10 protein-coding genes and 1 pseudogene are annotated in these 11870 nt (G+C 67.6%); 5 read left to right on the forward strand and 6 right to left on the reverse strand.

Annotation, left to right across the window (positions count from 1 at the left end; all coding sequences use genetic code 11):
* Positions 1–183: 183 nt before the first annotated feature.
* On the reverse strand, positions 184–2547 hold the full coding sequence (xdhB, locus tag G3N93_RS23925; RefSeq protein WP_174940695.1) for a xanthine dehydrogenase molybdopterin binding subunit: 2364 nt from the start codon (positions 2545–2547) through the stop codon (positions 184–186).
* Between the two features lie 18 nt (positions 2548–2565).
* A complete protein-coding gene (xdhA, locus tag G3N93_RS23930) occupies positions 2566–4116 on the reverse strand; it encodes a xanthine dehydrogenase small subunit (protein WP_206134098.1) in 1551 nt (516 codons plus the stop codon).
* 338 nt (positions 4117–4454) lie between these two features.
* Between xdhA and G3N93_RS23935 the strand changes: the two genes are divergently transcribed.
* Entirely contained in the window at positions 4455–5669 is a 1215-nt protein-coding gene (locus G3N93_RS23935) for an MFS transporter (protein WP_174939401.1), read from the forward strand.
* 66 nt (positions 5670–5735) lie between these two features.
* Here G3N93_RS23935 and G3N93_RS23940 read toward each other — a convergent pair whose 3' ends face one another.
* The 3 genes from G3N93_RS23940 to G3N93_RS23950 form a co-directional block, all read right to left on the reverse strand.
* Positions 5736–6338 carry an RES family NAD+ phosphorylase gene (locus G3N93_RS23940; RefSeq protein ID WP_307873426.1) on the reverse strand — a complete coding sequence of 201 codons (603 nt, stop codon included), beginning with the start codon at positions 6336–6338 and terminating at the stop codon, positions 5736–5738.
* Positions 6339–6342: 4 nt separating this feature from the next.
* Positions 6343–7008, reverse strand: a complete 666-nt coding sequence (locus G3N93_RS23945; RefSeq protein ID WP_174939397.1) for a hypothetical protein — start codon at positions 7006–7008, stop codon at positions 6343–6345.
* Between the two features lie 142 nt (positions 7009–7150).
* On the reverse strand, positions 7151–8041 hold the full coding sequence (locus G3N93_RS23950; protein WP_174939395.1) for a DMT family transporter: 891 nt from the start codon (positions 8039–8041) through the stop codon (positions 7151–7153).
* A gap of 135 nt (positions 8042–8176) precedes the next feature.
* Here G3N93_RS23950 and G3N93_RS23955 point away from each other — a divergent pair, with 135 nt between their 5' ends.
* Complete coding sequence (locus G3N93_RS23955; protein WP_206134099.1) at positions 8177–9112, forward strand: helix-turn-helix domain-containing protein; 936 nt, start codon at positions 8177–8179, stop codon at positions 9110–9112.
* A 27-nt stretch (positions 9113–9139) separates the two neighbouring features.
* Here the strand turns inward: G3N93_RS23955 and G3N93_RS23960 are convergent, their stop codons facing one another.
* Positions 9140–10351: an alanine--glyoxylate aminotransferase family protein gene (locus tag G3N93_RS23960; RefSeq protein WP_174939390.1), complete on the reverse strand. Its 1212-nt coding sequence runs from the start codon at positions 10349–10351 to the stop codon at positions 9140–9142.
* 182 nt (positions 10352–10533) lie between these two features.
* Here G3N93_RS23960 and G3N93_RS23965 point away from each other — a divergent pair, with 182 nt between their 5' ends.
* The 3 genes and pseudogenes from G3N93_RS23965 to G3N93_RS23975 form a co-directional block, all read left to right on the forward strand.
* Positions 10534–10815 (forward strand): hypothetical protein, encoded by a 282-nt coding sequence (locus tag G3N93_RS23965; protein ID WP_206134100.1) that lies wholly within the window; start codon positions 10534–10536, stop codon positions 10813–10815.
* Positions 10816–11108: 293 nt separating this feature from the next.
* Positions 11109–11636 (forward strand): annotated as a pseudogene (locus G3N93_RS23970) (LysR family transcriptional regulator); the annotation flags it as partial.
* Positions 11608–11870 (forward strand): LysR substrate-binding domain-containing protein (locus G3N93_RS23975; RefSeq protein WP_374196506.1); only part of this gene is annotated, 263 nt, incomplete at its 3' end. The pseudogene G3N93_RS23970 and the gene G3N93_RS23975, both read left to right, overlap by 29 nt.

The raw sequence follows: 11870 nt of genomic DNA on the forward strand, positions 1-11870 counted from the left end.
CCGGGGGCTGTTTCATCTCAGCCTCCGCCGGGCCGCCCCAAGGAGGCTGACCGCCCCCTCGGGGGGCCGTGAACGAAGTGAGCACGGGGGCTGTTTCATCTCAGCCTCCGCCGGGCCGCCCCAAGGAGGCTGACCGCCCCCACGGGGGGCCGTGAACGAAGTGAGCGCGGGGGCTGTTTCATGTCAGCCTGCCTGACCGGCGCGTGCCGCACGCACCGCGCTGACCGCGCGCAGGATCGACTCGCCGGTAGCCGGCGCGTCGAGCGGCGGGTTCACCTTGTAGTCGCCGACCGCGGCCACGGCATCGCGCACCGCGAAGAACACCGAGAACGGCAACAGCAGCGGCGGCTCGCCGACAGCCTTCGAACGGTGGATGCTGTCCTCGACGTTGCGGTTCTTGAACAGCAGCACGTTGAATTCCGGCGGCGTGTCGTTCACCGTCGGGATCTTGTACGTGGACGGCGCATGCGTCATCAGCTTGCCGCCCTTGTTCCACCACAGCTCCTCGGTCGTGAGCCAGCCCATCCCCTGGATGAACGCGCCTTCGACCTGGCCGATGTCGAGCGCCGGGTTCAGCGACGCGCCCACGTCGTGCAGCGCATCGACGCGCAGCGTGCGCATTTCACCCGTCAGCGTGTCGATCACGACTTCCGACACGGCCGCGCCGTACGAGTAGTAATAGAACGGCCGGCCCTGCAGCTTCGACTGGTCCCAGTACAGCTTCGGCGTCGCGTAGAAACCGTCGGACCACAGCTGCACGCGCGCGAGGTACGCCTTCGCGATCACTTCGCCGAACGGCACGTTGTGGCCGCCGACCGACACGAAGTCGTTGCCGAACCTCACATCGGCCGCATCGACCTTGCCGTCGCCGAACTGCTTCGCCGCGAACACCGCAAGCCGTTCGCGCAGCTGGCGCGCCGCATCCTGCGCGGCCTTGCCGTTCAGGTCCGAGCCCGTCGACGCAGCGGTCGCGGACGTGTTCGCCACCTTGCTGGTGTCGGTCGCCGTCACGCGGATCCGGCCGAAGCGGATGCCGAGCTCGTGCGCGACGACCTGCGCGACCTTCGTGTTGAGCCCCTGCCCCATCTCCGTGCCGCCGTGGTTCACGAGCACCGAGCCGTCGGTGTAGATGTGCACCAGCGCGCCGGCCTGGTTGAAGTGCGTGACGTTGAACGCAATGCCGAACTTCACCGGCGTGATCGCGATGCCCTTCTTCAGCACCGTGTTGCGTGCATTGAATTCGCGCACGCCCGCACGCCGCGCGCGGTAGTCGCTCGTCGTTTCGAGTTCGCCGAGCAGCTCCTGCAGCACGTTGTCCTCGACCGTCTGCCCGTACGGCGTGACGTTGCGTTCGGTCTTGCCGTACAGGTTCGCATAGCGGACGTCGAGCGGATCGCGATCGAGCGAGCGCGCGACGTCGTCGAGGATGTACTCGATCGCGAACGCGCCCTGCGGGCCGCCGAAGCCGCGGAACGCGGTGTTCGACTGCGTGTTGGTCTTGCCGCAGTAGCCGGCGATATCGACGTCGCCGAGCCAGTACGCGTTGTCGAAGTGGCACACCGCGCGCGTCATCACCGGGCCCGACAGGTCGGCCGAGAAGCCGCAGCGCGACGTCATGTCGAGCGCCACGCCGTCGATACGGCCGTCGTCGTCGTAGCCGACGTCGAAGCGGTAATGGAAGTCGTGCCGCTTGCCGGTGATCATCATGTCGTCGTCACGGTCCGGACGCAGCTTCACCGGGCACAGCAGCTTCCACGCGGCGAGCGCCGCGCAGCAAGCGAACAGGCCCGACTGCGATTCCTTGCCGCCGAACCCGCCGCCCATCCGGCGGCATTCGACGAGCACGTTGTGCGACGCGACGCCGAGCACGTGCGCGACGAGGTGCTGCATCTCGCTCGGGTGCTGCGTCGAGCAGTACACGTGCATCCCGTCGTCGTCCTTCGGCACGGCGTACGCGATCTGCCCTTCGAGGTAGAACTGCTCCTGGCCGCCGAGCAGCATTTCGCCCGACTCGCGGTGCGGCGCGACGGCGAGCCGCGCGGCCGCGTCGCCGCGCGCGAGCTTCAGCGGCGGGATCACGTAGGTTTCGGCCGCGCGCGCTTCCTGCGCGGTGAGGATCGCCGGCAGTTCCTCGTAGTCGACCTGCGCGCGGCGCGCGGCGAGCCGCGCGGTTTCATGCGACGTCGCGACGACGATGAACATCGGCTGGCCGACGAACTGCACGATGCCCTTCGCGAGCACCGGGTCGTCGTGGATGATCGGGCCGCAGTCGTTGACGCCCGGGATGTCGTCGGCCGTGAACACGGCGACCACGCCCGGCGTCGCGCGCACCGCGTCGAAGTTCATCGACACGATCTTCGCGTGCGGTTTCGCCGACAGGCCGAGCGCCGCGTGCAGCGTGCCCGCGACGACCGGGATGTCGTCGGTGTAGGTGGCACGGCCGCTGACGTGCAGGTGCGCGGATTCGTGCGCGCGTGATACGTGGACCTGCGCCGCATCGGCTTGCGGATCGAGGGTGCTCAGGAACGGTTCTGCTTGCTGGTTCATGTTCGGTGTTCTCCGTCTTCAGACGCGCGCCGCGTCGGTGCCGAGTTCGGCGGCTACTTCACGCACATTCAGGGCTTGCGGCGGCAGCGGGTCGTGCGGGCGCGTCTCCAGCCAGAATCGGTACATCAGGTTCTTCGCGGTATCGAGGCGGTACGTGCTCGTCGCGCGCATGTCGGACAGCGGCTGGTAGTCGCGCTCGAGCGCCTGCATCGCGGCCTGCGCGGTGGCTTCATGCCACAGCGCGCCGTCGAGCACGGCTTCCGTGTGCGTTGCGCGCTTCGGCGTCGCGGCCATCCCGCCGAACGCGATGCGCGGCTCGCGGATCGTGTCGCCTTCCGCGATGAACGCGAACGCCGCGCAGACGGCCGAGATGTCGGAGTCGAACCGCTTCGACAGCTTGTACGTGCGGAATTGCAGCTTCTCGCGCGCGCCGGTGCGGGTCGGCACCTTCAGGCCGATGACGAATTCGTGCGGCGCCATGTCCTTCTGCTGGTAGCCCGTGTACAGCGCCTCGAGCGGCAGCTCGCGCACCGTGTCGCCGCCGCGCAGCACCACGCGCGCGCCGAGCGCGATCAGGCCCGGCATCGAATCGCCGATCGGCGAGCCGTTCGCGACGTTGCCGCCGATCGTGCCCGCGTTGCGGATCGGCAGCGACGCGAAGCGCTTCCACATCTCGGTCAGTTCCGGATACTGGCCGGCCAGCGCCGCATACGCCTTCTCGACCGTCACGCCCGCGCCGATCTCGATCCAGTCGCCGCGCTCCGCGAGGCGTTGCAGTTCGGCGATCTGGCCGACGTAGATCAGGTCGTCGAGCCGGCGCATCTGCTTGGTGACCCACAGGCCGATGTCGGTGCTGCCCGCGAGAATGCGCGCGTCGGGCCGCTCGACCTTCAGCGCGGCCAGCGCGTCGAGCGTGCGCGGCGCCGCGAAGCGCGCGCCGTTGATCGTTGCGTAGTCGAACGTATCGTCGCGCTTGAGCGACGCGAGCGTGCGGGCCAGCGCGGCCGTGTCGACCGGGGCCGACGGCGCCGGCGCATCGAACATCTGCACGGCCGCATCGACGATCGGGCGATAGCCGGTGCAACGGCACAGGTTGCCGGTCAGCGCATCGGCGATCTCGGTACGCGTCGGCACGTCCTTCGCCTTCGCGCACGTGCCGGCGCTGCCGCAGCCTTCGTGGCCGTGCTTCTCGTACAGCGCCCACATCGACATCACGAAGCCGGGCGTGCAGAACCCGCATTGCGAACCATGGCAGTCGACCATCGCCTGCTGCACCGGATGCAGCGCGCCGTCCGGCTGACGCAGGTCCTCGACCGTGAGCAGCGCCTTGCCGTCCAGCGTCGGCAGGAACTGGATGCATGCGTTGACGGCCTTGAACTCGACCGCGCCGGCGTCGGTCAGCTCGCCGACGACGACCGTGCACGCGCCGCAGTCGCCTTCCGCGCAGCCTTCCTTGGTGCCGGTGCAATGCGCGTCCTCGCGCAGGTATTGCAGCACGGTGCGGGTAACGTCCGCGCCGCTGACTTCGCGGATCGCGTGACGATGGTAGAAGCGGATCGGCTCACTCATGTCTCGATGATTCTTCAAATGGGGGGCAAGGCGGCCCGCGCAGTGCGCTCGACCGACGTTTTTCTGACAGTTTGCACGCTATCACCATCAAATTCCGCAACCCATAGCCCATCACGCATGGGGCCCATATAACTGCCGCGATATGAGCGCCGGGGCCGCCCGGCGGCCTTTCCACACGGCGCTCCCGGCCCCTTCCCTGCGCCCCCGCAACCGTCCGTCATCCTCAAAAACAGGTCGCGATTAACTAAATGGTACCTGCGTGAAAACCGGTTCCATGGGAAAATCCCGATTCCCTTTTTCGCCGTCCTCCGTCCGTTTCGTTCATTCGTTCCGACCCCATGTCAACCGATTCCGCCACACCGCCGCGCAGCGGGTTCGCGGTCACGCTGCAAATCGTGTCCGTCGTCTGCTTCACGTTCATCTGCTACCTGACCATCGGCCTGCCGCTCGCGGTGCTGCCGGGCTTCGTCCATGACGACCTCGGCTTTTCCGCGATCGTCGCGGGCGGCGCGATCAGCGTCCAGTATTTCGCGACGCTCGCGTCGCGGCCGCTCGCCGGGCGCCTGGCCGATACGCTCGGGCCGAAGCAGACGGTGCTGCGCGGGCTGGTCGGTTGCGGCGTGTCGGGTGTGCTGCTGCTCGTCGCGCTGCTGCTCGCGCACTGGCCGGTCGCGAGCCTCGTGCTGCTGGTCGCGAGCCGGCTTGTACTCGGCGTCGGCGAAAGCCTGTGCGGCACCGGCGCGATCCTGTGGGGCATCGGCCGGGTCGGCGTCACGCACAACGCGAAGGTGATCTCGTGGAACGGCATCGCGACCTACGGCGCGCTCGCGTTGGGCGCACCGGTCGGCGTCGCGATCGCGCATACGCTGAATCCGGCGCTGATCGGCGTGATCGTGATCGCGCTCGCCGCAACCGGCTTCTACCTCGCGCGCCTGATCGCTTCCGTGCCGCTCGTGCACGGCGAGCGGATGTCGTACGCGAGCGTGTTCACGCGCGTGCTGCCGCACGGCCTCGGCCTCGCGCTCGGCTCGGCCGGCTTCGGCTCGATCGCGACCTTCGTCACGCTGTACTACGCGGCGCGCCACTGGCCGAACGCCGCGCTGTCGCTGACCGTGTTCGGCACGCTGTTCATCGGTGCGCGCCTGCTGTTCGCGAACACGATCAAGACCTACGGCGGCTTCCGCGTTGCGATCGTGTCGTTCGCGTTCGAATGCTCGGGCCTCGTGCTGCTGTGGCTCGCGCCCGTGCCGCACGTCGCGCTGATCGGCGCCGCACTGACCGGCTTCGGCTTCGCGCTGATCTTCCCGGCGCTCGGCGTCGAGGCAGTCGCGCTCGTGCCGCCCGCGAGCCGTGGCGCGGCGCTGTCCGCGTACTCGGTGTTCCTCGACCTGTCGCTCGGCATCACGGGCCCGCTCGCCGGCTATGTCGCAGGCGCGTTCGGCTATCCGCAGGTATTCCTGTTCGCGGCGGTGGCGGCTGCCGCGGGCGTCGCGCTGTCGATGGTGCTGTACCAGCGACAGGCGCGGGTGGCGGGAAGCGGCGCGGCGGCATAACGGGGCAAGGTTCGGCGGGCGGAACGGGCGGGTACATCGTCCATCCGCCAGCCGGTGCGGCGCAGACTAGCGCGGCAGAATGTTGAATTCCCGCAGCACGCGGGCGGCTTCCGGATGATGGCGGAACGGCACTGCAGCCGCGCGTTCAAGCTTGGACGCGGCGCGATCGAACAGGACGAGCGCTTCCGACGTGTTGAGGTGCCTCGACATGTACAGGAAGCCGTCGACCCGTTGGTCGTGCCGGTGCACGGCGGCCGACCATTGTTGCGGGATGTCGTAGGGCGCGACGGTCGACAGCGACCCGTCGCCGCCCAGATTCTTCAGCGGCAGACCGTGCAGGACGGCCACGTTCAGTGGCGAGCCGGTAAAGGACAGCACGTAGCGCTCCAATTCCGCCGTCACGAGCGGGAACCCGCCGAGTTTGAGATCCGCGACTTCGTCGTGCAGCACCGTCTCGGCAAACGCGCAATGCAGGTCGAAGCCGAAATAGCAGGTACCGAACCTGCCCCGCTTGCGCGGATCGTCGAACCGGTTGCCGCCCGACCTACCGAAGTAGGGTTCATCGGTGTCGTAGCGTGAAATACGGAGCAGCGTGGCAGGCGCGACTTCTTTCGTCGTCAGCGTTGCATGCGCGAAATGCCTGCCCGGTGCCGCCAGCGTCAACCGCACGCTCCTAGCGTTCCACGAAGGCTGCCGCCGCGCGCTCCACCCGCTCGACCTGCCCTTGCGACAGTGCTTTCAGCGGCGTGACGTTACCGAGCGAAGCCTTCGGTGCCGTAAAAAACTGCCATTTGCTCCAGCCCGGCAGACTGCCCAGTTGCTGCGTCACCTTGCCCAGCGTCTTGCGATCGATGTCGCCTGCCAGATAGAAGGCCGGATAGTACTGCGCGGCCCCGACGTCCACCGTGAAGATGCGCCCCGACACGAGTGCCTTGTTGAGCGCCTGCCGGGTAATGCTCAGCCCCGCCCAGAGTTCGGCGGCCGGCAACAACCTGCCGGCGGCAACCAGCGCCTGTCGCTCGGACAACGCAATCCGCTCGACCTCGGAAAGCACAGCGCCCTCGTATGCGGCTGGATTCGGCTTCGCGCGGCCGGGCGCTTTCCTGTCGCGGGTCGCCGCGGCGGCGATCCCGAAAGTGACGACGCCGGCAAGATCGATGACCTGAGCGATACCGACCTTGAACAGATGACCTAGTTGCGCGTCGGACAGCTCGAGCAATGCTCGAGCCTTATCCGGCCCGAGCATGGTCGCTGCGCCGACGGCGCAGCGCAGCGCCACTTCGGTATCCACATCGAGGATGACATCGGCGCCCTCGAGCGCTTGCGCATGCCGACCCATCATCGCCTCCTTTCACGATCAGAATGAAGGATAAGCCAGCCACGCAACCAAGTCAACCGTGTCAACTTATTGGCATGCCCAAGACTGCCAGCACCGGGCGGACGACCGATGCATCGGGACACCACAGACAGCCGCCTCCCGGTCAGGCGGCCCGGAGAAACAACCGCCGCGTCAGGTCGAACGCGACCAGGTTACCGGCCACCACCAGCAGCAGCCCGACCACCGCGAGCGGCGACCACTGGTAGCCCTCGAACACCGTCGACACGGCCAGCGCGACGATCGGGAACAGCACCGTGCAGTACGCGGCACGCTCCGGCCCGATCCGGCCGACGAGGGTCAGATAGGCGGTAAAGCCGATCACCGAGCCGGGCACGGCCAGGTACACGAGCGCGCCGAGATAGCGCGGGCTCGTGTCGAGCGTGAACGGCAATCCGGCCACCGCGCTGCCGACGGTCAGGATCGTCGCACCGATCAGCATCGCCCAGCCGTTGGTCACGAGCGGGTGCAGCCCCATCGACTGCATCCGGCTCGACAGCAGGTTGCCGGCCGAGAAGCACATCGTGCCCGCGAACGCGATCGCGAGCCCCATCCAGGTCGCGTGGTCGTCGAGATGGCCGGCCATCTGCTGCCAGAACAGGCACGCGATGCCGACCAGCCCGAGCAGCGCACCGGCGATCGCCGACGGCCGCAGCGGACGGCCCATGAACAGTCGGCCGTTGATCGAGTTCAGCAGCGGCGCGGTCGAGAAGATCACCGCGACGAGGCCGCTCGGCACGACTTGTTCCGAATAGTAGAAGCACAGGAAATTCAGGCAGAACAGCGCGAAACCCTGCGCCAGGAGAAAGCGCCACGCTTCGCGCGGCGGGCGCACCGGCCGGCGCATCACGCGCAGCAGCGCGAACAGCACGGCGGCCGCGAGCCAGAAGCGCCATGCGATCGACACGGGCGGCGGCACGGAGCCGAGCTGCCACTTGATCGCGATCCAGGTGGTGCCCCAGATCAGCACGGTGACGAAATAAAGCGACAGGTTCATGGCGACAACGATCCTAAAAGCAGGTGAAACGGATCCCGACTATGCCGCCGCCCGGCGCGCGCCGATTGTCCGGAATTGCGGTCTTTTTCGGGCCGCCGCACGCGGCGCCGCGCGCCCGCTTATACTCGGCCCATCATGAGCCTCTCCCTTTCCGCGCCCCCCGTCGACCACCCCGCCGCCCTGGCCAGCGGCGATCTGCCGTTCGGCCTGCAGTCGGTCTGCCGCACGCTCGCGGACGCGAACGCGACGCTCGAGCGCTTCGCGTGGCTCGGCGACCATCTGGCGATTGCCGAATGGACGCGGATCACCGACGAAAGCGAGACGGTCTACGAACAGCCGGGCCACCACACGCTGTCGTGCTACCTCGACGGCGGCTACCGGACCGAACGCCAGCGCGTGCCGCGCTACGGCGCGCCGAGCCTGCTGTGCGCGCTGCCGGGCGACCATGAATCGCGCTGGTGGGTACGCGGCGAGATGCACTTCATCCACCTGTATTTCCTGCCCGAGCACTTCACGCAGCGTGCGATCCGCGAACTCGACCGCGAGCCGCGCGAGCTGAAACTCGCCGACCGCACCTATTTCGAGGATGCGCGCGTCGCCGCGCTGCTGCGCTCGCTCGCGCTGGACGGCTGGGACGATGCCGACGAACGGCTGCGCGTGAACGAGACCGCGCACGAGGTCCTGAGCCTGCTGCTGCGCGGGCAGAGCACGACCCGCACCGACACGTCGTTTCGCGGCGGGCTCGCACCGGCCGTGCGCCGCCGCGTGCGCGACTACATCGACACGTACCTGACGCAACCGCTGACGCTCGGCGAACTCGCCGACGTCGCCGCGCTGTCCGAGTACCACTTCTCGCGGATGTTCCGGCTGTCGTTCGGCCGCGCACCGCACGCATGGGTGGCCGAGCAGCGGCTGGCGCGGGCGCGCGAGCTGCTGCGCACGACGGCGCTGCCGCTCGCGCAGATCGCGGCCGACTGCGGCTACGCGAACGCCGGCCATTTCAGCCATCGCTTCCGCGACGCGCACGGCACGACGCCGAATACGTACCGGCGCGCGATGCTGGACCGCTGAGCGCGGCCCCTTACCTCGTTTTCGTGCTTACGCGCCGCGCCGCGACAGTTCCTGTTCGAGCGCCGCGACGCCGGCCGGCAGGTCGACCGGCACCTTCAGGTCGACCATCGTGCGGCCGAACGCATGCAGCGTGCGGAACAGGTTGTGTTCCCGGCACTGCTCGCCCATCTGCCCGATCCGCACGATCGGCAAGCCGAACGAGCCCGAAATCTCGACCTGGTACTGCTTCGAGATATGGCCGCAGACCATCCCCGGCGTGAGCCCTTCCGGCGTCTCGATCCCGACCACTGAATTGAGCCGGCAGTCCTTCGGCGCGTAGAGTTTGAGCCCCATCGACTCGACGCCGGCCTGCAGCGCGAGCGAACAGCGCAGGTGGCGCGCGAAGCGGCTTTCAAGCGTCTCCGCGCAGACGAGCCGCAGCGCCTCGTGCAGCGCGAGCACGCCCGACACGGGCGCCGTGTAGTGATAGCCGGCGTTGTGCCAGAAGTTCTCCGCGAGCGCCATGTCGAGGCACCAGTGCGCGTTCGGTTCGGGACGCTGTTTCATGCGGTTCCAGGCGGCGTCGGAAAACGCGATCAGCGACACGCCCGGGATCGACGACAACCCCTTCTGGCCGCCGGTGATCACCGCGTCGATGCCCCACGCGTCCATCTCGAGCGGCATCGTCGACAGCGTGCACACCGCGTCGACCACGACCAGCGCACCGGCCGCCTTCGCGAGCGCGGCGATGTCGCGCAGGTCGCGGTTCCACACGGTGTTCGACGTCTCGCCCTGCACGATCGTGACGATCTCGGGCCGCTCGCGCGCGATCGCATCCGCGATCTCGTCGAGGCTGGCAACCGCGCGGTCGGCCACTTCGAGCGTCGCGACTTCGGCGCCGACACGCGTGGCCATCTCGGCCATCCGCGCGCTGAAGAAGCCGTTGCGGATCGACAGCACGCGCGTCCCGCGCCATGCGAGGTTCGAGATCGCCATTTCCATCGCGGCCGAACCGGGGCCCGCGACGCCGAGCACCCACTTCGTGCGGGTCTGGAACACGTAGCGCGCCATCTCCTTCACCTGCTCGATGATCTTCGCCATCGTCGCGCCGAGGTGGTTGATCACGACCGTGTTCGCCTTCGCGACGGCGGCCGGAATCGGGACCGGGCCGGCCCCCATCATCAGCAGCGGTTCTTCGGGCAGGATCGCGTCGAGCGGCACGACGACGGGACAGGGAATCGGCGAGTAATCGATGGACATGGCAGGTAAAAGGTGAGGGAAGGAAGTGCACGGACGCCCGCCGCGCTGCATGGCGAACTGATCGATCATTCCGCGTTCCGCCGCCTCGCGCAAGAGGCACGCGCGGCCGGACAGCGCGACGGTGGCCCGGTCGCCGGACCGGGCCAGCCGGCCGTGCGCGGGCTGCGCGCGAGTCTTCCGGTTTGAACAAGATCGCCGCCCAGGGTGTGAACCCGTCGCACTCGTGCGTCAAGCGCACGATTTACTCCATCAATAACACCGCGATTCGCCGACATCGCCGCTTCAGCGCGACTTCTGTATCGAACGAAATAGGCTGGATCCGTGCTAAAAATCGCCACGCGGAATCCGATACGCAAAACCTTCGCACGGCCCAAAAAACATCCATTATTTCGGCATGTATTGGGGCACGCTTCCTTGAAATACCGAAACAAGCCTGCCCAAATAGTTCACAACTTATTGATTAACATAGGAAATATTCGCACACCCCATACTCGCTCGAATACCGTGCCACCTTTGAACGGCAGGCATGCGAGACAGCGCAACGTTTAACGCGTTACCCCCTATTTCGATTTTCCGCAACCCGCCCCTTTTCTCAGGTTGACGGATATCGCTTCTGTATTGAACAATCATCTGCGGAATCGAAAAAAACGATTTTTCGATACGATGGAAAAACTGGGAGCCGCGCGAGGCGCTTTTGAGGTCGCGCGGCTTAAAACCACAACCATAATCAATCAACCGGGCCAGAAATACGCAAGCCATGAACCAGATTCAGACCATGCGTGTATTCGTCTGCGTCGCCGAGCAGCAGAGCTTCCGGCGCGCGGCGCACCATCTCGGCGTGTCCAATGCACTCGTCACGCGTTCGATCGCGATGCTCGAGGGCCACCTGAACACCCGGCTGATCCACCGCACCACGCGGAACCTGTCGCTCACCGAGGCCGGCGTGCGCTACCTCGACGGGTGCCGCGCGCTGCTCGAGGAATTCGACCACCTCGAATCGTCCGTCGCGCATGCCGTGCGCGAACCGGCCGGCACGCTGCGCGTCGTCGCGTCGGGCCTGCTGTCGCCGCTGGCGCTGACACCGCTCGTCAGCAGCTTCCGGCACCGCTACCCGGAGTTGCGCGTGCAGCTGACCGTCGCCGAGGGGCCGCTCGACGTGCTCGATTCGGGTTACGACGTCGGCATCGTCACGGGCACCCGGCTCGACGGCAACCCGACGCTGACCGGCCGGGCCGCTGCGAGTGTGCTCTGCGGGCCTGCTGTGGCCGCGGTCGCGGCACCCGCTCGTCAGCAGCTGCCGGCAGCGCTACCCGGAGTTGCGCGTGCAGCTGAGCGTCGCCGAGGTGCCGCTCGACGTGCTCGATTCGGGTGACGACGTCGGCATCGTCACGGGCACCCGGCTCTACGGCAACCCGACGCTGGTCTGCCGCGCGCTTGCACCGAACCCGTTCGTCGCGGTCGCTGCGCCGGCCTATCTCGAGCGACGCGGCGAGCCGCGCCTGCCCGACGACCTGCCGGG

This window comes from Burkholderia sp. Se-20378 (genome assembly GCF_017104665.1).
GTDB classification, from domain to species: Bacteria; Pseudomonadota; Gammaproteobacteria; order Burkholderiales; family Burkholderiaceae; genus Burkholderia; species Burkholderia lata.